The 20,285-nt window shown below is 39.2% G+C and carries 21 protein-coding genes; 12 read left to right on the top strand and 9 right to left on the bottom strand.

Features of this window, described 5'->3' with window-relative positions; all coding sequences use genetic code 11:
* Window positions 1–229: 229 nt before the first annotated feature.
* Together ACE01U_RS12595 and ACE01U_RS12590 are read left to right on the top strand one after the other, a co-directional pair.
* Window positions 230–916 (top strand): LuxR C-terminal-related transcriptional regulator, encoded by a 687-nt coding sequence (locus tag ACE01U_RS12595; protein WP_086210086.1) that lies wholly within the window; start codon window positions 230–232, stop codon window positions 914–916.
* Complete coding sequence (locus ACE01U_RS12590) at window positions 913–2,811, top strand: sensor histidine kinase (protein ID WP_086210085.1); 1,899 nt, start codon at window positions 913–915, stop codon at window positions 2,809–2,811. Before ACE01U_RS12595 ends, ACE01U_RS12590 begins: the two co-directional genes overlap by 4 nt.
* Before the next feature lie 21 nt (window positions 2,812–2,832).
* On the opposite strand, the gene ACE01U_RS12585 is transcribed toward ACE01U_RS12590, so the two are convergent.
* The 3 genes from ACE01U_RS12585 to ACE01U_RS12575 all read right to left on the bottom strand — a co-directional run bounded on the left by ACE01U_RS12585 (window position 2,833) and on the right by ACE01U_RS12575 (window position 5,348).
* Complete coding sequence (locus tag ACE01U_RS12585) at window positions 2,833–3,999, bottom strand: ribosomal protein uL16 3-hydroxylase (RefSeq protein ID WP_395579607.1); 1,167 nt, start codon at window positions 3,997–3,999, stop codon at window positions 2,833–2,835.
* A 372-nt stretch (window positions 4,000–4,371) separates the two neighbouring features.
* Complete coding sequence (locus ACE01U_RS12580; protein ID WP_087527170.1) at window positions 4,372–4,965, bottom strand: Maf family protein; 594 nt, start codon at window positions 4,963–4,965, stop codon at window positions 4,372–4,374.
* Complete coding sequence (locus ACE01U_RS12575) at window positions 4,962–5,348, bottom strand: DUF2237 family protein (protein WP_086210082.1); 387 nt, start codon at window positions 5,346–5,348, stop codon at window positions 4,962–4,964. The genes ACE01U_RS12580 and ACE01U_RS12575 overlap by 4 nt, the downstream gene beginning before the upstream one ends.
* Before the next feature lie 139 nt (window positions 5,349–5,487).
* Here ACE01U_RS12575 and ACE01U_RS12570 point away from each other — a divergent pair, with 139 nt between their 5' ends.
* The 4 genes from ACE01U_RS12570 (at window position 5,488) to ACE01U_RS12555 (ending at window position 9,212) form a co-directional block, all read left to right on the top strand.
* A complete protein-coding gene (locus ACE01U_RS12570) occupies window positions 5,488–6,678 on the top strand; it encodes a phosphoglycerate kinase (protein ID WP_395579606.1) in 1,191 nt (396 codons plus the stop codon).
* Between the two features lie 148 nt (window positions 6,679–6,826).
* Window positions 6,827–7,102: a hypothetical protein gene (locus ACE01U_RS12565; RefSeq protein ID WP_086210080.1), complete on the top strand. Its 276-nt coding sequence runs from the start codon at window positions 6,827–6,829 to the stop codon at window positions 7,100–7,102.
* Between the two features lie 121 nt (window positions 7,103–7,223).
* Window positions 7,224–8,261: a class II fructose-bisphosphate aldolase gene (gene fba / locus ACE01U_RS12560; protein ID WP_086210079.1), complete on the top strand. Its 1,038-nt coding sequence runs from the start codon at window positions 7,224–7,226 to the stop codon at window positions 8,259–8,261.
* A gap of 93 nt (window positions 8,262–8,354) precedes the next feature.
* Window positions 8,355–9,212 (top strand): solute carrier family 35 transporter, encoded by an 858-nt coding sequence (locus ACE01U_RS12555; RefSeq protein WP_395579605.1) that lies wholly within the window; start codon window positions 8,355–8,357, stop codon window positions 9,210–9,212.
* On the opposite strand, the gene ACE01U_RS12550 is transcribed toward ACE01U_RS12555, so the two are convergent.
* Window positions 9,172–9,405 (bottom strand): hypothetical protein, encoded by a 234-nt coding sequence (locus ACE01U_RS12550; RefSeq protein ID WP_086210077.1) that lies wholly within the window; start codon window positions 9,403–9,405, stop codon window positions 9,172–9,174. The two genes, ACE01U_RS12555 and ACE01U_RS12550, sit on opposite strands and share 41 nt — an antisense overlap.
* A gap of 123 nt (window positions 9,406–9,528) precedes the next feature.
* A complete protein-coding gene (gene nfsB / locus ACE01U_RS12545) occupies window positions 9,529–10,182 on the bottom strand; it encodes an oxygen-insensitive NAD(P)H nitroreductase (RefSeq protein WP_119063455.1) in 654 nt (217 codons plus the stop codon).
* Window positions 10,183–10,520: 338 nt separating this feature from the next.
* On the opposite strand from nfsB, the gene ACE01U_RS12540 reads away from it, so the two are divergent.
* Window positions 10,521–11,042 carry a YbhB/YbcL family Raf kinase inhibitor-like protein gene (locus tag ACE01U_RS12540; RefSeq protein WP_395579626.1) on the top strand — a complete coding sequence of 174 codons (522 nt, stop codon included), beginning with the start codon at window positions 10,521–10,523 and terminating at the stop codon, window positions 11,040–11,042.
* A gap of 138 nt (window positions 11,043–11,180) precedes the next feature.
* Window positions 11,181–11,990: a helix-turn-helix transcriptional regulator gene (locus ACE01U_RS12535; protein ID WP_395579604.1), complete on the top strand. Its 810-nt coding sequence runs from the start codon at window positions 11,181–11,183 to the stop codon at window positions 11,988–11,990.
* Window positions 11,991–12,045: 55 nt separating this feature from the next.
* Here the strand turns inward: ACE01U_RS12535 and ACE01U_RS12530 are convergent, their stop codons facing one another.
* Both ACE01U_RS12530 and ACE01U_RS12525 read right to left on the bottom strand, forming a co-directional pair.
* Entirely contained in the window at window positions 12,046–12,765 is a 720-nt protein-coding gene (locus tag ACE01U_RS12530) for a UDP-2,3-diacylglucosamine diphosphatase (protein ID WP_395579625.1), read from the bottom strand.
* 89 nt (window positions 12,766–12,854) lie between these two features.
* Window positions 12,855–13,364 carry a peptidylprolyl isomerase gene (locus ACE01U_RS12525; RefSeq protein ID WP_110973981.1) on the bottom strand — a complete coding sequence of 170 codons (510 nt, stop codon included), beginning with the start codon at window positions 13,362–13,364 and terminating at the stop codon, window positions 12,855–12,857.
* Between the two features lie 233 nt (window positions 13,365–13,597).
* Between ACE01U_RS12525 and ACE01U_RS12520 the strand changes: the two genes are divergently transcribed.
* The 3 genes from ACE01U_RS12520 to ACE01U_RS12510 all read left to right on the top strand — a co-directional run bounded on the left by ACE01U_RS12520 (window position 13,598) and on the right by ACE01U_RS12510 (window position 16,909).
* On the top strand, window positions 13,598–15,316 hold the full coding sequence (locus ACE01U_RS12520; protein WP_395579603.1) for a glutamine--tRNA ligase/YqeY domain fusion protein: 1,719 nt from the start codon (window positions 13,598–13,600) through the stop codon (window positions 15,314–15,316).
* A 108-nt stretch (window positions 15,317–15,424) separates the two neighbouring features.
* Window positions 15,425–16,336 (top strand): bestrophin family protein, encoded by a 912-nt coding sequence (locus tag ACE01U_RS12515; RefSeq protein WP_291373255.1) that lies wholly within the window; start codon window positions 15,425–15,427, stop codon window positions 16,334–16,336.
* Window positions 16,337–16,450: 114 nt separating this feature from the next.
* Window positions 16,451–16,909, top strand: coding sequence for an SRPBCC domain-containing protein (locus ACE01U_RS12510; protein WP_086210070.1), 459 nt, complete (start codon window positions 16,451–16,453; stop codon window positions 16,907–16,909).
* Here ACE01U_RS12510 and ACE01U_RS12505 read toward each other — a convergent pair.
* Together ACE01U_RS12505 and ACE01U_RS12500 are read right to left on the bottom strand one after the other, a co-directional pair.
* Window positions 16,906–17,445, bottom strand: a complete 540-nt coding sequence (locus ACE01U_RS12505; protein ID WP_086210069.1) for a lecithin retinol acyltransferase family protein — start codon at window positions 17,443–17,445, stop codon at window positions 16,906–16,908. The genes ACE01U_RS12510 and ACE01U_RS12505 overlap by 4 nt on opposite strands.
* Before the next feature lie 519 nt (window positions 17,446–17,964).
* Window positions 17,965–18,882 (bottom strand): LysR family transcriptional regulator, encoded by a 918-nt coding sequence (locus ACE01U_RS12500; protein ID WP_395579602.1) that lies wholly within the window; start codon window positions 18,880–18,882, stop codon window positions 17,965–17,967.
* A gap of 94 nt (window positions 18,883–18,976) precedes the next feature.
* Here ACE01U_RS12500 and ACE01U_RS12495 point away from each other — a divergent pair, with 94 nt between their 5' ends.
* Window positions 18,977–20,218: an acyl-CoA dehydrogenase family protein gene (locus ACE01U_RS12495; protein WP_395579601.1), complete on the top strand. Its 1,242-nt coding sequence runs from the start codon at window positions 18,977–18,979 to the stop codon at window positions 20,216–20,218.
* Window positions 20,219–20,285: the final 67 nt, after the last annotated feature.

The raw sequence follows: 20,285 nt of genomic DNA, 5'->3' as shown, positions 1-20,285 counted from the left end.
AATTGTTGTTCATTCTGTGAATAGATTTTGAATATGGCGAATGTTAAAAATGGAGGAATCAATTACACATAGATGAGTATCTTTCAGTTTTTAAAGTCGATAAAATGATTTTAATGAATGCGTATTCTTCAACAATAAAAATTGATAAATTACTTACTTCTAGGGATAGGTTGCTTCGAGTTAGCATCGGTATAGTGTTGTTAAAGAATGATAAAAAGGGGATGCTTCAGTGAAAAATACGGAAACAGTTTTGCCTGCACCTGTTTTAATTGTAGAAGATGAAGCGATGATTCGCTCTCGCCTAGACCTTATTCTCTCGGAATTAGGTTATAGCCATGACATGTTGATTTTTGCTAAGAATTTAGCGGAGGCAATGGCAATAATTGCATCGCAACCAATTTCTTTGGCATTGGTCGACTTGGGTTTACCAGATGGCAATGGTATTACGCTGATTGAAAAACTCAGAGACATTGACCAAAGTGCTTTAATTTTAGTGATTTCGGCTTGGAGTACACAACAAAGCCTATTTGCCTCGATTAAAGCAGGGGCGAATGGTTATGTACTGAAAGAGCGTGATGATGCTGAAGTACTTATGTCTATACGTAGCATTTTACGTGGTGGGGCTCCTATAGATCCATTTATTGCTCGTGAAATTCTGAATCAAATTTCAACATCAACTACACCCCAAACAGAACGTGTAGATCAGTTAGATGGTCAAGATTATGACGAATTGACGAATCGAGAAACTGAAATTCTAAACTTAGTTGCACAGGGCTTAAGTAATCGAGAAATTGCAGAGCAGTTATTTGTGTCTCGCTATACTGTTGAAAGTCATATTAAGCATATTTATCGAAAGCTTTCAGTTACCAAACGCACCAAGGCTGTGAGTACAGCACGTTCTTTAGGTCTTTTATGAAAAATGGCTGGCTGAGCCTTTTTTTCACACTATGTTTGTGTGCGTTTAGTCTTGCCAGTTATGCAGAAACCCGCTTCAGTGTTGGCTCCACTTGTAATGTGATTGTCGATAAAATTTCTGCAGTCAAAACAACATCTATGAATGAAGTGCCTAAAACGGGCTGGGTCGAAGTTAAAAATCCTGATGTTTGGACCAAGCGTTGGCCATATTATGATGGTGGTGTTTGGTACCATTTTGCGTGGCATTGGAGCTGTAGCGATAGTCATGAGTTAAAAGAACCGATCGCTTTTTCAGTAGAAGGTATGAGTAGTGCGGGTGCTGTCTTTTTTAACCGTAATTTGATGTGGAAAGATAAACATTTAGTTGAACCTCTATCAAAAAGTTGGAATACTCCGCGTTTTTGGATTCTTCCTGTCGAAAGTTTAAAACAACAAAAGAATGATATTTGGGTGTATGTGGTTGGTAATAGCTATGAAAGCCCCGGTTTAGGAAATTTAGAATTTTCAGATATTACAAAAGCCTATGATAAGCAGCAAAGACGGCTTTGGAATAAAAGAGCACTATTTCAGGTTAATTTGGTGATTTCGACAACCTTAGGTTTAGTATGCTTTGTCATCTGGTTTTTTAGGCGCAATGAAACAACTTTTCTTTGGTTCTCTATTAGTTGTTTGTTTTGGGTGCTGTTTATTTGGAATGTGATCAATCGGGAAGTGTTTCCTTATCCAAATTCTTTATGGGTTATGAAAGCTAACCTAACTTATTTTGTTTTATACAGTGTTTGCTTTTCTATTTATTTGCTCCGTTTTGTTAAGGTGAAGTTTGCTGAGTTAGAAAAAACATTATTTTTGGTTGCAGCGGTTTGTATTGTTACGATTTTATTTATCCCGAGTCTGATGGTCAAAACCGTTTTTGCGATAATTTTTCTTCTGTGTATTGCCTTATTCTTAGCCTCTTTTTTATTTGTGGTTTATCGTGCGAATAAAACAAAGCGTCGTGATTACATTTTACTTGCTGTGTGTTTGAGTGTTGTTTGTATTGTAATGATGTACGACGTTTCACTATTATTTGATGAGCGTATCAATGATCATCAGCCATTATCCCCTTATACTTCACCGATTATCACTTTCTTTATTGTGATCATTCTTGCAACTCGTTTAGATAAAAATATCAAAAAAATACAAAGATTTAATAATGAGCTAGAACAACGTGTGAACTTTGTCACCAGTAATTTATCTTCAAGCCTATACGCGCGACATCAATTAGAGCTTGAAAACGTTCGGCTACAAGAGCGCATTCACTTGTCACATGATCTACATGATGGTCTGGGTGCATCTTTGGTTCGTTCGATGATTTTGGTGGGGCAGAGTTCTAGTGCTATGTCGAATCAACAATTTCTTTCGATTCTTAAATTATTGCGTGATGATTTAAGGCAAATTATTGATAGTGGTTCATCTACGAATAATAAAATTCCAGACAATCCAGTGCTGTGGATTGCACCTGTTCGGCACCGTTTTAGTCAAATTATGGATGAATTGGATATTCAAGCGACTTGGACGATACCAGCTACATGGGAGATACAGCCTACGGCTTTACAGTGTTTGACTTTGATTCGTGTACTTGAAGAAAGCTTGACAAATATTGTGAAGCATAGCCAAGCAAGTCATATTGAAGTCAAAATGTATTATCCAAGCACAACTCGATTGGTCTTAATTGTTCAAGATGATGGTGTTGGATTCGACGTAGAGTGTGTGCTGAATCATGGAATGAGTATTGGCATGCGAAGCATGAAAATGCGTTTAGAAAAAATTGGTGCTGAGTTGGAAATTGAGTCTAAAAAAGGCTGTACCAAAATCAAGGCTTGTTTAAGTTTTGGAGAAGGTGAAAGTGCTGAGTAAGAGGCTCAGCACTTGATGTTGTTAAACTTCTTCAGGAGGTAGAAGCATCAAAACAGACTCATTCATAAGCATTGCGATATCTTCTAGAATATCGGCATCATATAAACTTTCATCAAGCAATAATGCCTCACCATCAGCTAAACTTTTAAGTAATGGTGCAAATTGGTCTGAAATACACAATCCTTCACCATTAGCCCAGAACAAGAACGCATTTTCGTCATGCGTATAAAGTAGGCGAGATGCAGGCTCTAAAATGAGTTGGTAGCCTTGGTCTAAAATACCTTCCAAATCTCCCGTGCCAATTTCTTCAGCTTCAGGAATATTTTCAGGATATTTCGGCTCTGACATCAAGGTCATAATAGCATCTTCAAGCAGAGTTGAATTTTGTAACTGAGCTAGAATTTCTGCTTTTAAATAATCCAATTCGTTTTGTGTTAATTGACCGATCGGGCTTTGTTGGTCACGGACAATATCGAGCAAAGGATTACGCAGCAGGGCATTATCTGATAGTTTGTCACCTACACGGTCAACCATATCAGTGACGTTTGGCATACGGAAGCCAAAAGAGAAGGTCAGGCAGTCATCTTCAGCGACGCCATAATGAGCTAAACCTGGTGGTACATAAAGTAGGTCACCTGGGGCTAATACTTCATCGAAATGGGTGTCTATTTCAGGCAGTAATTTTAAAGGCTGGCCTGCAACAATCTCAGATTCAGCATCGCACATTTGACCCAACTGCCAACGACGATGACCATAGCCTTGCACCAAAAAGACATCATAAAAGTCAAAATGTTTTCCTACAGAACCACCCTTAGGTGCATAAGAGACCATGATGTCATCACGACGCCACTGTGGAATAAATGGAAATTTTTTCCATAGCGCTGCCAAATCAAAAGAGTAATGGTCGACGGCTTGAACCAACAAAGTCCAAAGCTTCGGCATCTTTTGAAAATCTGCTTTTAAGAGTGGAGAAGACTTTACCGACCATTGATTTGGATCGCGATCTTTTTGTTTGATGAGACGGGCTGTGACATTTTCATCCAAAGCCAACTCCATTACATCACTTGGTTCTAAGAGATTGGCAATTTCAGGAATAGCATTACGCACCAATAAAGGCTTTTTTTGCCAATATTCGGTAAGGAATTGTTCGGCTGTAATACCGCCAAGAACATCAAGAGTTTGGGACATGAAAATAGCCTAAGCAAATTTAAAACAATATTGTGTATTGTCTTATGATCGAAGGCCTATGCGCAAGTATCGTTAGATTTATTTGAAAGTGATTCGCTGATTTAAACAACTAGCGCCTGCATCAGCCGTTAGGCTACTCACATTAAAATTTTTACAGAATAATATGTTTAAAACATAGCAAATAAACATAATGTTAAATAAAGATAATGCTCAGAAAATAGCGAATCAGATATGACAGAAGGAAATCGAAAAGAGTGAGTATAAATTATGAAAGATAGCTAATAATGTGATTAAGCTTAGTACTAAAAAGAGAACAGCAACACTTAGTGCTGTTCAATTTATTAGACATAAACTAAAAATCTTTCTATGGAATTAAGGTACAAGCACTTTTAATTCACGCAGAATATTACATAACTGGATCATCGGCATACCCATAAGAGTAGTTTGATCTTGTCCTATCATTTGTTCAAATAAACTGATCCCTAGGCTTTCACATTTAAAACTACCAGCGCACATGAGTGGTTGCTCAAGTTCAATATAACGTTGAATTTCAGGCAGGCTAAGTTTACGGAACTTAACTTTATAGTGTTCAACCAGACTATGTTCAAATCCAGTAGAATGCTGTTGAACACTCAAAGCGGTACTGAAGTAGACAATCTTGTCTGAATTGGCTTGTAATTGTTTAATCGCCTTTTCAGCAGACAATGGTTTTCCAATAAAAATATCGGGCGCACCTTCACGCCATGCGACTTGGTCGGAACCAATCACAATCGCATCTGGATGTTGTCTAGCAATTACATGCGCCTTTTCAAATGCCAAGCGTTTAGCCAAATCATCCGCATGGCTTTCTCCACGAGGCGATTCGTCTATATCAGGGACAATGCAACGGTAGTCTAAGCGTAAGCGATTCATCAAATCTTTACGAGTTTGACTGCTGGATGCCAAGATAATTTCGGAAGTATTCATTCGACTGCATATTCCATGAGCACATTCAGCGGTACGTAAGACAGTACGGCCTGATGGCAAGCTTGAACTTTGACTGGAGGAGCAAAACCTGCTTGATACGCTTCTACCCAACGAGTCACACAGATACACCAAAAATCTCCCGGTTGTAGTCCTGGAAAGTTAACTTCAGGCACAGGGGTAATGAGGTCATTGCCCACTTGTTGCGAAAAATTTAAAAACTCAGAGGTCATTTCGACACAGATGGTGTGTTGTCCCAAATCTGAGGGTGCTGTATGACAAAAACCATTACGGAAATAACCAGTAATTGGGGAGTAACAGCAGCTCGCTAAAGGTTCACCCAAAACGTTTAAACGGTTCAGATTTGGATCAGGATGAATAGACATAAATGATAAATCGAGTGAGACTTTTCACTATGATAGCAAAACTTTGCCTTTCGTTTGCTTTTCTGCAAAAGAAGCTAACCTTTTTCTGCATAATCATTTAAAATCGACGCGATTTTTATATATAGAAAGAGAGCTCTACATGAATTTTCAGCGTATGACTGACCTCGATTTAACAGGTAAACGTGTTCTTATTCGCGAAGATTTAAACGTTCCTGTTAAAAATGGTGTGATTACAAGTGATGCGCGTTTACGTGCCGCTTTACCAACAATTAAAGCAGCGTTAGCACAAGGCGCAGCCGTAATGGTTTACTCTCACCTTGGTCGTCCTGTTGAAGGTGAGCCAAAACAAGAACAATCATTAGCACCTGTTGCTGCATATTTGACTGAAGCATTGGGTCAAGACGTTCAATTAGTGACGGACTATCTCGATGGCGTTGACGTTACAGTAGGTCAAGTGGTACTCCTTGAAAACTGCCGTTTTAACGCAGGTGAAAAGAAAAATAACCCAGAACTTGCAGCAAAATATGCGGCGCTTTGTGATGTATTTGTAATGGATGCATTTGGTACAGCGCACCGTGCAGAAGCATCAACTGAAGGTGTAGCACGTTTAGCAAAAGTTGCAGCAGCAGGTCCACTTCTTGCAGCTGAACTTGATGCTTTAGGTCGCGCATTACAAACGCCTGAAAAGCCAATGGTTGCGATTGTTGCGGGTTCTAAAGTATCGACTAAGTTGGATGTGTTGACATCACTTTCTGATATTTGCGATCAGTTGATTGTGGGTGGCGGGATTGCTAATACGTTCTTGGCAGCAGCAGGCTTCAATGTAGGTAAATCGTTGTGTGAAAATGATTTGATTGACACCGCAAAAGCGATTGCTGCAAAAGTTTCTGTACCGCTTCCAACGGATGTTGTCGTGGCGGATGCTTCTGAAATTGATTTTGCAGACTTCTTGGGTTCATTGGCTGCTGCTAAAGCAGTCGTGAAAAAAGTTGAAGATGTGACTGACAATGACATGATTTTGGATGTCGGCCCAGAAACAGCAAAAGTATTTGCAGACATTCTAAAAACGTCAAAAACGATCTTGTGGAATGGCCCAGTCGGTGTGTTTGAAGTCGATCAATTTGGCGAAGGCACTAAAACTTTATCTTTAGCGATTGCTGAATCTGCTGGTTTCTCTATTGCGGGTGGTGGTGACACTTTAGCTGCTATTGATAAATACGAAGTTGCAGACAAAATTGGTTATATCTCAACTGGTGGTGGTGCTTTCCTTGAGTTTGTCGAAGGCAAAACCCTTCCAGCAGTTGCCGCATTACTAGAACGTGCACAATAAGTATCTTGTTTAAAGTTGTTGTAAAAAAGGTTGACTTAGGTCAACCTTTTTTATGGGCTTAACAAATCTATTCATCATTTAGTCATGAAAATGAAATATTGCTGAAATAAACTACAGGGCATTAAATCATCTGTTCTAGGAAAACATTATGAATTTAAAAATGACTCTTGCTGCACTTTTGTTAGCACCACTAGCTTTGACTGCTTGTAAGAAAAATGAAGCACCAGAACAACCCGTTGCAGCATCTGAAACAGCAGCAGTTGAAGAAGCTGTAACAGCTGAACAACAAGCAGCAATTGATGCGATTGATCAGCCAGTATTAGATGAAAAGAATAAAGATATTCCAGCTGAAGTCGCAAATGCACCAGCCGATGCTGCAACAGCGGATACTGCGGTAGAAGCTTCAGCGGCTCAAGCACATTAATTAGATGTGAAATTTGTAAAAAGTCCCTGCAATTGCGGGGATTTTTTTTAAATAGTGTTATTTGTTGCTGAATTGAAACCTTTGACCATGTAGAATATGTCGCATCAACTGGGAGGACATTATGGCTCTTATTTCATTGCGCCAGCTCTTGGATCACGCCGGCGAACATGCTTACGGCGTACCAGCATTCAACGTAAACAACTTAGAACAAATGCGCGCAATCATGCTTGCAGCAGATGCGACAAATTCACCTGTTATCGTACAAGCATCAGCGGGTGCGCGTAAATATGCAGGTGCTCCATTCTTACGTCATCTTATTTTGGCAGCAATTGAAGAATGGCCACACATTCCAGTGGTAATGCACCAAGACCACGGTACAGATCCAGACGTTTGCCAACGTTCAATTCAATTGGGCTTCTCATCAGTGATGATGGATGGTTCATTGGGTGCAGACGGTAAAACACCAACAACTTATGAATATAATGTTGATGTAACACGTCGTACAGTACAAATGGCGCATGCATGCGGTGTTTCAGTTGAAGGTGAAATCGGTTGTTTAGGTAGCCTTGAAACGGGTATGGCGGGTGAAGAAGATGGTGTGGGTGCTGAAGGTGTACTCGATCATTCTCAGCTTCTTACTTCTGTTGAAGAAGCACGTCAGTTCGTTGCAGATACCAATGTCGATGCACTTGCAATTGCAGTCGGTACTTCACATGGTGCGTATAAGTTTACACGTCCACCTACAGGCGATATTTTGGCGATTGACCGCATTAAAGAAATTCATGCGGCGCTTCCAAATACCCACCTTGTTATGCACGGTTCAAGCTCTGTTCCTCAAGAATGGTTAGCGATCATTAACCAGTATGGCGGTGACATCAAAGAAACCTATGGTGTTCCTGTTGAACAACTGGTTGAAGCAATCAAGCACGGTGTTCGTAAGATCAACATTGATACAGACTTGCGTTTAGCATCAACTGGTGCAATGCGTCGTATGATGGCTGAACAACCAAGTGAATTTGACCCACGTAAATTCTTCGCAAAAACTGTAGATGCAATGAAACAAATTTGTGTTGACCGTTATGAAGCATTTGGTACAGCGGGCAATGCTGACAAGATTCGTCCAATTTCTTTAGAGAAAATGGTTGAACATTATAAATAATTCATTTTGAATGATTTATATTGGAAAAGCCCACCTTGATGTGGGCTTTTCTATGTGTGTTTATATTCAAGGCGACAATAATAAGAGTGTGCTATGGAACTGATATTTGCTGCGGCCTGTTGTAGTGTGGTGGTCTCCATTCTTTTAAAATGGGGTAAAAACAAAGGTTTTGATCCAATTCAGATGATTAGCTGGAACTATGCTTCAGCCAGTTTGTTATGCTATTTCTGGTTTAAACCTGATCTTAGTCACGTTTCTATTTCAAATACACCTTGGTGGTTGATTATAACGCTTGGTGTCTTGCTGCCAAGTGTATTTTTATTTTTAGCCAAGTCTTTGCAATATGCGGGTATTGTCAAAACAGAAATCGCACAACGCTTATCGGTAATTTTGTCCTTATTGGCGGCTTATTTTATTTTTCAAGAACAGTTTAATCAGCTGAAAATTGTTGGGGTAGGGTTAGGTCTTGCTGCCGTGATGTGCATTTTATTTACCAATGCATCGGGTGGCGGAGAGGGGCAAAAGCAGGCTGTATGGTATTTAGCACTTGTTTGGTTTGGTTATGCGCTGATAGACATTTTACTCAAATATACTACAGGCTTAGGTGTCCAATTTTCTGTTGCATTAAACCTGATGTTTATTTGTGCATTTTTATTGTCAGTTAGTTATGTTGCCGTGACCACAAAAAATGTCGGCTTAACCAAAAACGTTGTGGCTGGTTTATGTCTTGGCGTGTTGAACTTTGCCAATATCGCACTGTATGTCAAAGCACATCTGCTACTCAAGGACAGCCCTGCGGTGGTTTTTGCGGGCATGAATATTATGGTGGTACTTTTAGGTGTGCTGAGCGGGCTGGTTTTATTTAAAGAAAAGCTGAAGCCCGCAACAGTGATTGGACTTGTATTGGGTATTACCAGTGTAGCTTGTTTAGCTTATGCAATGTCTGTTTAAAAAAATTGCGGACAAAAGACTGAGGGTGTTTGAGTAGATCTTCAAGCACAGCAATACCGAGTAATAAACCTGGTTGCTCACAACTGGGACAGTTAGGGTAATGGGTATGTATTTTATTTTCATACTGACGTAAATAGATTTTATTGCAACGAGCACACTCAAACTTCATTGGCATATACGGTGTAACTGACATCAGTAACCTCACTATTTTTGTTTTGTTTAGATTGAAATGATTTAGCTTAAAAATAAATAAGCAATTTTCAGACCTAAAATATAAAGAAGGGACTTAGAGTCCCTTCTTTATATATAGCTATCATTACAGCTGCGTGAAAATATCTACGTTGTTTAGTCGAGACTTGGGTAATTGGGCATTAAAGTCGGCATCGCTACGGTAGCCCAATGTGAGTAGTACAGAGGGAATTAGACCTTTCGCAGCTAAATCGAGTTCTTCACTAATGATTGACTCATCAAAGCCACCGATCGGTGTTGCATCAATTTTTTCACTAGCGGCTGCTAATAGAATTTGGCCTAAAGCAATAAAGGTTTGGTTTTCCGCCCAACGCTGAATATCGCCTTTTTCATTACGATAATAGTCTACATAACCAGAGCGACTGTCTTTTTGTCCTTGTTTAGCGGCATCGTCTTTAAAACGTCCGTTGAGCTCATCCTGATGAAGTAAATTTTCTAAATGCTGTTCAGAAATGTCGGCTTTAGTACAAAATAAAATGGTATGTGATGAATCTAAAACTTTGGGTGCATTGTATGCATATTTACCCACCAATGCTTTGGCAATTCGCTCTTTGGCGTTTGTATTTTCTGCAATGAAGAAGTGCCAAGGCTGGATGTTAATAGATGATGGCGTTAAGCGGAGAATTTCTAATAATCGAACAAACTGTTCATGAGGGATCTTTCTATTCGGGTCATAAGCTTTAGTTGTGTATCGTGTTTTTGCAGTAATCAGAGTGTCCATTAGTCATCAGTCAAATTGAACTTAAAATAATTGTAATAGATAAAATAAGTTTTAGGTCCAATTTCAGCATATTTTTCGCAATGGTTTAGAGTTGCTTTATATCTACAAGTTTTCTTTTGGTCACTGTAAAACGTTAATGGTTGGGATAGCCGTAATCTATCGGGCTTATGGCAATTGATTTAAATTGATTTGTATTTGACACCTAAAAGGATAAAAGTTGCTAGGTTTTGGGATAAGTGACTGGATTTAGATATTTTATACTTTACATATCAAGAGGTATAACAATAGGGCTATCTTATATGCGTCATTTATTTTCTAAGCTATTGATTTCTAGTTGTATGTTGGGTGTTGGTGCAACATCTTGGGCAGATGAATTCATACTGAAAAGTACCGATATTTCACAAGATCAATTGATGAGTCAAGCTCAGGAGTTTCAAGGGTTTGGGTGTAATGGTCAAAATCTATCACCACAACTTTCTTGGCATGGCGCGCCAAAAGGAACGGAAGCATTTGCTGTTCTAGCGTATGACCCCGATGCTCCAACGGGGAGTGGGTGGTGGCACTGGCAAATTGTTAATATTCCGAAAGATGTGACTGTATTAACGACAGGGGCAGGTGATCTTAGTCGAAACTTGGCGCCGAAGGGAAGCTTAAGTATTAAAAATGATTATGGTGTAGCAGGCTTTGGCGGTGCATGCCCACCCCAAGGACATGGTGTACATCGTTATCAATTTACAGTTTTTGCTTTATCTAAGAAGTTGGATCTACCTGAAAATGCATCAGGTGCTTTAACAGGGTATATGGTTCGGGTAAATGCTCTGGCTTCCAGCACAATAACTGCTTTATATCAGCGTGATTAATCTATATAGCCAAATACATCTCACACTGTTTCAAGCATTTACTCTGCTTTAGACAGTGTTTTTGGGAAAATTTGAATTTAATATGACTTTATTCACATTAGGTTGTATTTTATCAAAAATTAATATGATTATTGATGTATGCAAGAAGTATTAGGGTTAGTAAAAAAACTCGTAAATGAAAAGAAAAAATTACCTTTTTCGTTGTATTCATCTAAACAAGAGCAACTTATATTGAGTGCTCCGATTATAAAACCTTTAATCATATTTGTACTTTCTGGTGAAAAGCAACTCGGCTCAAGTGGTGAGATTGTATGTCCACAAGGCTCCTTTGTATTTTTATCGAATAGCCCAAAAATAGACATGAGAAATATTCCACATGAACATGATGAATATGTTGCAGTACTTATAGAATTTGATTATCAGGATTTTGTTCAATTCAAACAAGCAGGGGTGAGTCAGAAAAATTATTTTCAAGGGGAAATACACGATATTTTAAAAACAACGTTAATGCAATTGATTGAATGGTCACTCGTCTCTCCACCTGAGACATGGCACTTTAGAAGGCAGGAGATACTACAGCTACTTTACTGTTTAGGGTATGCAGATGTGGGCGCGATTGCGAGAAATCCTTCTCTTGGGCATCGAATACATGACATTATCAGTCATGATGTGAGTATTGCATGGAATATGAAGCGGTTATCAACGCAACTTGCAATGAGTGAATCGACCTTAAGAAGAAAACTTATTGCCGAAGAAATTGATATTTTATCTTTGATTCGCCAAACCAAACTAGGTTATGGTTTACATTTGATACAAACAACAATGGAACCAATAGGACTAATTGCAGAGCAATGTGGCTATCATTCACAATCAAAATTTACCAGTAAATTTAAACAGTTATTTGGAATTACACCCACCGAACTTAGAAAAACACGTACACATAAGTAATGAATCATTGTAGTACTTTAAGTTAATGGCGACATAGTGTACTTGGACTAGATGATTAATACCGCCACGTGTTTAAATACAATGCATGATCATTTTGTGTCGGATCAATTTCTAAAATTTGAGCGGAATCTTCTTTCCAGTCACCTAACACAATTCTTTTTTTACTTTCGACATCATGAATATTGGCACGGTGGGTATGTCCATGGATGAGTAAATCGACATTTTTTAGGGCTGTGTGAACCGCGTCTTGATTCACATCCATCACTTCATAGCTTTTCCACTGCTGTGCTTGATGACTTTTTTTACGAAAGCCGTTGGCGAGTTTTTGTCTAAAGCTAAGAGGTGTATTTTTTAATAATTTCAGCAATAGTGGGTTACGAATAATTTTCCGGAAACGCTGATAAGATATATCGTCCGTGCAGAGTAGGTCACCATGTTCAATACGAATGATACTTCCTGCAATATGAAGTGTCGTGATTTCAGATAAAAGTTCCCCATTGAATTGATCAAGAAATGTTTGTCCAAGAGCAAAATCACGGTTACCTGTTAAGAAGTAGATATGATTGCCTGCATTTGAAAATTGTTGTAGCGCACTTACGATTTCATCTAGCCAAGGAGCTGTGTAGTCGTCGCCAATCCATGCGTTGAACCAATCACCTAAAATATACAGCTGGGTATTCTTGTTTTTATAAGCATCTAATAAATCTAAAAACCCCCGAATGAGTCGAGGGTGATCTGGTGACAAGTGTAAATCGGCGATAAACAGATAGGTCACGGAAGTTTCCATTTTAATTTAATCTCCCTAAATCCCTCTTTAAAAAGAGGGACTTCCTCCCTTTTTTAAAGGGAGGTTAGGAGGGATTTTTATTCAGAAATAATCTTAGCAGATTCAATTACAACGTTTTCTAGTGGAACGTCAGCATGGTAGCCACGGTTGCCAGTACGAACGCCTTTAATTTCGTTTACTACGTCTAGGCCTTCAGTTACTTTACCGAAAACTGCATAACCCCAACCTTGAGCCGTTTTGCCCGAGTGGTTAAGGAACGAGTTGTTACCCACGTTAATAAAGAACTGAGCAGATGCCGAGTGAGGTGCTTGTGTACGTGCCATTGCAATTGTACCAAGGTCATTGGTTAAGCCGTTATCAGCTTCGTTTTCAATTGCATCACGTGTTGCTTTTTCTTTGAAGTTTTCATCCATACCACCACCTTGGATCATGAAGCCGTCGATCACGCGGTGGAAAATTACGCCGTCATAGAAACCGTCACGTACGTATTCTAAGAAGTTAGCAACAGTAATCGGTGCTTTTTCGTTGTTAAGTTCAAGAACAATACGACCTTTATTGGTGTTTAATTCGACTTGAGGAAAACTCATTGTGTAATCTCCTGATCATGGACATCAAAGCCATGGGTTTTTTGGTTGTGAGAAGCATAAGCAAACTGTAAACTACAAGGCAAGTAAAAACGTTATTTTCTTTGTAAAATAGATCAAATATCGTTTAAGGGGCTGTAAAATATTCATAAATTAGCCGATAGATCGGTTAGAATTATGCTGATGTAGCACAGCCTATTTTTCCTCAATTTTTTCATCAAAGTGATTTTTAAACTATGAAGCCGAATGATGTTGTTTCAACACTGCCAAATAACCCGACACCAAGTAACAATGCCTCTGTCGCAGCGCAGCAAGAACAACAGCCAGGCTTAGACTTTGTGCGCCAAGTGATTACCGAAGATTTGGCCGAAGGACGTACGCAAAAAGTTGTCACACGTTTTCCACCAGAGCCGAATGGTTATTTACATATTGGCCACGTGAAAGCGATTTGCCTAAACTTTGGTATTGCCAATGAGTTTGATGGTTCTTGCAACCTCCGTTTTGATGACACCAACCCTGATGCAGAAGAACAAGAATATGTCGATGGGATCGCCAATGACGTTAAGTGGTTAGGTTTTGAATGGAATGGCGAACCGCGTTATGCGTCAAGCTATTTCGATCAACTCCATGCATGGGCGATTCAACTGATTAAACAGGGTGATGCTTACGTTGATTTACAGTCACCTGAAGAAATTCGTTTGAACCGTGGTAACTTTATTGAGCCGGGTAAAAACTCGCCTTACCGCGATACTTCAGTTGAAGAAAACCTTGCGCGCTTTGAAAAAATGAACAATGGCGAGTTTGCAGAAGGAGAAGCTGTTCTGCGTGCCAAGATTGATATGGCATCTCCAAATGTGCATATGCGTGACCCTATTTTGTATCGTGTACTTCATTCAGAGCATCACCAAACAGGTGATAAATGGAAAATGTACCCAATGTACGACTATGCGCATCCATTATCAGATGCAATTGAAGGGATTACTCACTCATTGTGTACCCTAGAGTTCCAAGACCACCGTCCGTTTTATGACTGGGTGGTTGAAAAAGTTCACTCGGAAGCAGTACCACGTCAGTATGAGTCGAGTCGATTAAATGTAGACTACACCATTACCTCTAAGCGTAAATTACGTAAATTGGTTGAAGGTGGTTATGTTAATGGCTGGGATGACCCACGTATGCCAACGGTTGTCGGTATGCGACGTCGTGGTTTTACCCCAGAAGGTCTACGTGACTTCTGTAAGCGTGTAGGTGTATCGAAGTCAGATGGTATTGTTGATGTTGCAATGCTTGAATACTGCATCCGTCAGTCTTTGGAAAATACAGCTGCTCGTGGTATGGCAGTATTGAATCCACTCAAAGTCACACTCACAAATTTGCCTAACGATATAGATTTAACTCATTCACGTCATCCAAATGTAGACATGGGTGAGCGTGTGATCCCATTAACATCTGAAATTTATATCGACCGTAAAGACTTTGAAGAAGAACCACCAAAAGGCTTCAAGCGTTTAATTCCGGGTGGTGAAGTTCGTCTACGTCATGCTTATGTGATTAAGTGCGATGAAGTAATTAAAGACGAAAAGGGTGAAGTGGTTGAGTTGAAATGTTCAATTGACCCTGAAACTTTAGGTAAAAATCCTGAAGGTCGTAAAGTTAAAGGTGTGATTCATTGGGTATCTGCGACTAAAGGTATTCCAGCTGAAGTCCGTATTTATGATCGTTTATTTAACGAAGCAGCACCTGATGCGGATGATGATTTCCTTGTACATCTCAACCCTGAGTCATTGAAAACTGTACAAGCAGTGATAGAGCCTGCACTTGCACAAGCACAGCCTGAAGAACGTTTCCAGTTTGAACGTGAAGGTTATTTTGTTGCAGATCAGTACGACCATAGCAGTGATAAACCAGTGTTTAACCGTATTTTGGACTTAAAAGATAGTTTTAAGCCGAAATAAGGCTTTTGCTTAAACACTAAATAAAGCTATGCTTTTATGGATGTGGAAATAGATATAAGGCTCAACTTCGGTTGAGCCTTTTCGTAGCGAAATCAAGAGGAATGAACTGTGATTGTTCGAGATAAAACCAATAGTTTTGCATTACTCTTTGCATGGCGTGGCACCATACTCCCCAAGGTTTTTCCTGCACTAATGGTTGGTGTTCTGATTTCAACGCTATTGGTTTATTTATCTACACAGCATTTTGTTTCTGTTCCTGCGGTACCAACTATTGGTTTCACCGTGTTTGGTGTGATTCTTTCTATATTTTTAAGTTTTCGAAATACGGCATGTTATGACCGTTGGTGGGAGGGGCGCAAGCTGTGGGGTGCATTGATTGCCAATTCGAGACATATAATTCGTGATAGCTATGTATTAAATGATACAGCGCGTGAAGTTTTAATGTATCGCGTCATGTTATTTAGTCATTTACTCCGTGACCGTTTACGCAAACAAAGCTATGCATTTGAACATTATAGAGAAAAAACACAATTCAAAGATGAAGAGTGGCAAGTGTTAAAGAATCATTCAAATCAACCTCAATACGTATTAGAGCTTGCACAAAAAGATTTGACCGTCCTTTATAAGCAAGGAGAAATTAGCGACATTATTTACAGTGGTTTACGCCAGCATACAGTTGCAATGGGAGATATTCATGCAGGTTGCGATCGTATTTCATCGACGCCATTACCATTCTCTTATTCTGTTCTATTACATCGCGCCGTGTATTCTTTCTGCGTGATTTTGCCCTTTAGCCTAAGTTCCAGTTTAGGTTTCTGGTCACCCGTGATCGTGGCATTAATTGCTTATCTCGTTTTAGGTTTAGATGCGTTAAGTGCAGAGTTAGAAGAACCTTTTGGGCTTCAGGAAAACGATTTGGCTTTGGATGCAATTGTTCGTGGAATAGAACGTGAAATGCTCAGCTCTCTCAAACATCCTCTACCTCCCGAAATGAGTCCACATAAAGCGAATCTGCGTTAACTAAAACAAATACTCAAGAGAAGATCGGCATCATCTAAGCCATAACAATTCTTCGATATTCTTGGTTCATTAAGATGTGCTATCACTAAGCTTAAAAATGATTAGGATATAAAAATGACTACAGTAATTGAAACCCAAATGTTGATTCGGCGTTCTGTGAATATTGTGTTTAATGCTTTCGTTGACCCACTCATTACCACTAAATTTTGGTTCAGTCAGTCATCGGGTTATATTGAAAAAGGGGCTGTTGTGGATTGGACATGGGATAAATACCAAATTACGCACTCTATTCATGTATTACAAGTCGTTGAGCATGAACTTATTAGTATTGAATGGGGAGCACCTAGAACCAAAGTTGACTTCGTATTTGAGCAAATCGACAGTATGAATACCTATGTCATGATTCGAAACTATGACATTGAGCTTCAGGGCAATGAGTTGATGCATTACGTGATGGATGCTACGGGTGGTTTTACGACCGTGCTTGATGGTGCGAAAGCTTGGTTAGAGTATGATATTCAACTCAATTTGGTTGAAGATAAGTTTCCGCCATTTCAACTTCGTTCGCGTTAGTGATTTTTTTTAGAGCGTTGTTCTTTAAACTCAAGATAGCTACCAATCTGCCGTTTGGCTTTATCACGTAATTTTTTCTTGATATAGAGTACCAAAGCAAAACAGGTCGTGGTGAGCGTTAACATGAGGCTGTTCATAAAGCTCATTACAGAACTGACGTAACCAATAGTCGTCAGTCGGTTCATCATCTTAATGACTTGTGGGCTGCTTTCAACGCCTGTAATGGCCCAGGTACACAAGTGTTCACAGTTGTTAATAATAAGATGATAGTTGTTTTCATGCATACGTGACCGCATTCGTCGCACAACCTTACGGCCTTTATACTTGGGGTTTTGGTATTGATTAACAATAATTTTACGTCCATGACTGAAATTTTCAATCGAGGTCATTTCAATGGGGTGCTTTCTAAAAAGATGAGCAAAACCTGAATAATGAATCACACGCCCACGCCCAGCATAGATGCCGTGATGCGTATAGCCAAAATGCTTGACTATGAGATGAGCTCCCAAAGGATAGTGTGGTTTTTGTTGTTGCATACCTATATGTGCTAATTCATTACAGTTGTCTTTTATCTCTATTTTAAAGCTTCTGCTTAGAATAAGCGACTATTTAGTAGGATTAGCTTTGATCTGAGTTTACGATACTGTTATTCAATAAAGCGAATTAGCATCAAATTTCAAGTCATGTTTTCATTAGATATGGAGTCTGGAAAGCAAAGCTGAAAGCTTATAATTTAAGATAATTTTTATAAAAAACAACATGCTGATGTGTGTGCTTTGATTTCAACCAAAGCTTAATATGCATATTTCATCGCCTACTTTTACATCTATCTACATTCACAACTACATCATCCATACGGTCTCACCATGAACACTGACATGGTGATTTAGGATACAGATACAATTTTTTGTCACGGCCTCGATAATGAATAAACTAAACCAAGGGATGATAGTTTTGTTAATCAAGGTACAAAAAATCTTTCTATTAAGCATCTATATACGGGTTAGGTTGACTCCATAAAATAGCCTAAGCAAAAAAATATAATAACAAATAGCCTAAGCAAAAATTTTAAAAATTTCAGATTTCAAAAAAAGATGTCTTTTATTCTCAGACAAATCCTTATGCCAATAAATACCAATATTCATTTTCGGCAGTTCAATAGGTACATCAAAAATATTGAGAGACGGGGAGATATTGAGATGAGTCAGAATATTTTTAGGAATCGTTAAAATTGCATTGGGGTATTGCTCTAAAATTTGCAATGCAGTGGAATAGTGTTGACAGCGTAAAAAGACTTGCCGAGATAGTTGTTTCCGATTTAAATAAATGTCTTCAACCAAAACGCCAGTGCGCCGCGAAGACACACCAATATGTGGGGCAGCCAAGTAAGTATTCGCATCAATCTGTTTAAGTAGTGTACATGCGACAAATTGGTCCTTAACTAAGCTATTAAATTGAATTCTTTCACCAAAATTTTGCTCTAAGTCAATCACAAAATCAATTTGCTGAGAAACCAAATCAGCATCAACTGTTTTGCGGTCGAGTTTGCTACTTACGAATTGAATACTTAAGCCAAGTTTCTGAAAGTGAGCAACTAACTTTGGGAAAATAATGGGTTCGATTTCATCATGAATGGCAATTTTTAAGCTGTTTACCATGTTTGGATCAAAGCTTTGCTGCTGAATAGAGATACTTTGAATGGCAATTAGAGCACTTTTAATGATGGGATAACTTTGCTCGGCAAAAGGGGTTGGAAGCATTTGGCTGCCCGAACGAACGAACAAATCATCTTTTAAATGCCCCCGTAAGCGTTGCAAGGCATGGCTTGCCGCAGATTGTGTAATCGACAAGATCTGCGCTGCTTTTGAAATACTTTTTTGCTCATAAATGGCAATAAAAAGTGGGTATAAATTAATATCAATACGATGAAAAAGTCCCATGTCGATAGGGGATTTACTATGAATATTAGTCATGTTTGTCTATAAAATAAAATCATTTTTTTCATATTAGTTTTCAGGTTATGTTGATGTAAAGCGAAAATATCAAAATATATCGAAGGAAGTCGTCATGTTTGAACTATCAGCACGTGCTCAAGATTATGTACAACGTACTAAACAATTTATTCAAAATGAAATTGAACCTATTGAAACCGAGTTCTGGCATGAAGTACATGAGCTCAATCAAGGTGGGGACTGGACTAAATGGCAGTGGCCTGTACAACTTGAAGTGCTAAAAGCAAAAGCAAAAGCTGCTGGGTTATGGAATATGTTTTTGCCGTGTCCAGAGTTGGGCCAAGGTCTATCGGTTCAAGAGTATGCTCATATTGCAGAACTCACAGGTCGGAGTCTTCTTGCGCCGACCGTATTTAACTGTAATGCACCTGATAGTGGCAATATGGAGGTATTATGGCGTTATGGTTCAGAAGAGCAAAAGCAACAATGGTTGACTCAACTCCTAGATGGAAAAATTCGCTCTGTTTTCTGTATGACAGAACCTGCTGTTGCTTCATCTGATGCGACCAATATGCAAGCGACAGCTGTGATCGAGGGCGATGAAATTGTCTTAAATGGACGTAAATGGTGGTCTTCAGGCTTAGGTGACCCAAATGCCAAAATTATTATTTTTATGGCGCATACACCTGATGAAACCAAAGATCGCCACCATCAACATTCTATGGTTCTAGTGCCTGTTGAAGCTGCTGGAGTCAAAATAGAACGGATGTTACCAGTCTTTGGTGACTATGATGCTCCACATGGTCACGGCGAAATTAGCTTTAATAATGTTCGTGTACCTGTTTCTAACTTTATTGGTGGCGCAGGTCAAGGTTTTGAGATTGCGCAAGGTCGTTTAGGGCCTGGACGTATTCATCACTGCATGCGTTGTATTGGGGCTGCGGAAAAATCTTTAGAGTTAATGATTGACCGTGGGATGAGCCGTACTGCATTTGGCAAAGAAATTTTAAAACTAGGTGGGAACCTAGAGCGTGTGGCAGATGCACGTGTTGCGATTGATCAAGCACGTTTATTAACCTTGTATGCTGCGTATAAAATGGATACTTTAGGGAATATGGCGGCATTAACAGAAATCTCTGCCATCAAAGTGGTTGCACCAAGTGTGCTTGAAAAAGTGGTCGATATGGCCATTCAAATTCACGGCGGTGCAGGAGTATCACGAGATACACCTTTGACTGGCTTCTTTGCTCAAGCTCGTTCACTGCGTTTGGCAGATGGACCAGATGAAGTGCATAAAGGCATGATTGCCAAATTAGAGTTAGCAAAACGTGGACATAGTACACGTCGTAAAAAATAAGAGTGGGATAGATCATCTATTTGGTTCGCAGTTTAAAAAGAATAGATGATCTTCTAAAACGTGAAGA

Source organism: Acinetobacter halobius, from assembly GCF_044130335.1.
In the GTDB taxonomy this organism is placed as follows: domain Bacteria; phylum Pseudomonadota; class Gammaproteobacteria; order Pseudomonadales; family Moraxellaceae; genus Acinetobacter.
This window is presented reverse-complemented; position numbering and strand designations above follow the sequence as displayed.

Coding starts and splice junctions, on each gene's coding strand:
- ACE01U_RS12590 (WP_086210085.1), top strand. CDS start 913: ATGAAAAATGGCTGGCTGAGCCTTTTTTTCACACTATGTTTGTGTGCG.
- ACE01U_RS12585 (WP_395579607.1), bottom strand. CDS start 3,999: ATGTCCCAAACTCTTGATGTTCTTGGCGGTATTACAGCCGAACAATTC.
- ACE01U_RS12580 (WP_087527170.1), bottom strand. CDS start 4,965: ATGAATACTTCCGAAATTATCTTGGCATCCAGCAGTCAAACTCGTAAA.
- ACE01U_RS12575 (WP_086210082.1), bottom strand. CDS start 5,348: ATGTCTATTCATCCTGATCCAAATCTGAACCGTTTAAACGTTTTGGGT.
- ACE01U_RS12570 (WP_395579606.1), top strand. CDS start 5,488: ATGAATTTTCAGCGTATGACTGACCTCGATTTAACAGGTAAACGTGTT.
- ACE01U_RS12565 (WP_086210080.1), top strand. CDS start 6,827: ATGAATTTAAAAATGACTCTTGCTGCACTTTTGTTAGCACCACTAGCT.
- fba (WP_086210079.1), top strand. CDS start 7,224: ATGGCTCTTATTTCATTGCGCCAGCTCTTGGATCACGCCGGCGAACAT.
- ACE01U_RS12555 (WP_395579605.1), top strand. CDS start 8,355: ATGGAACTGATATTTGCTGCGGCCTGTTGTAGTGTGGTGGTCTCCATT.
- ACE01U_RS12550 (WP_086210077.1), bottom strand. CDS start 9,405: ATGTCAGTTACACCGTATATGCCAATGAAGTTTGAGTGTGCTCGTTGC.
- nfsB (WP_119063455.1), bottom strand. CDS start 10,182: ATGGACACTCTGATTACTGCAAAAACACGATACACAACTAAAGCTTAT.
- ACE01U_RS12540 (WP_395579626.1), top strand. CDS start 10,521: ATGTTGGGTGTTGGTGCAACATCTTGGGCAGATGAATTCATACTGAAA.
- ACE01U_RS12535 (WP_395579604.1), top strand. CDS start 11,181: ATGCAAGAAGTATTAGGGTTAGTAAAAAAACTCGTAAATGAAAAGAAA.
- ACE01U_RS12525 (WP_110973981.1), bottom strand. CDS start 13,364: ATGAGTTTTCCTCAAGTCGAATTAAACACCAATAAAGGTCGTATTGTT.
- ACE01U_RS12520 (WP_395579603.1), top strand. CDS start 13,598: ATGAAGCCGAATGATGTTGTTTCAACACTGCCAAATAACCCGACACCA.
- ACE01U_RS12510 (WP_086210070.1), top strand. CDS start 16,451: ATGACTACAGTAATTGAAACCCAAATGTTGATTCGGCGTTCTGTGAAT.
- ACE01U_RS12505 (WP_086210069.1), bottom strand. CDS start 17,445: ATGCAACAACAAAAACCACACTATCCTTTGGGAGCTCATCTCATAGTC.
- ACE01U_RS12500 (WP_395579602.1), bottom strand. CDS start 18,882: ATGACTAATATTCATAGTAAATCCCCTATCGACATGGGACTTTTTCAT.
- ACE01U_RS12495 (WP_395579601.1), top strand. CDS start 18,977: ATGTTTGAACTATCAGCACGTGCTCAAGATTATGTACAACGTACTAAA.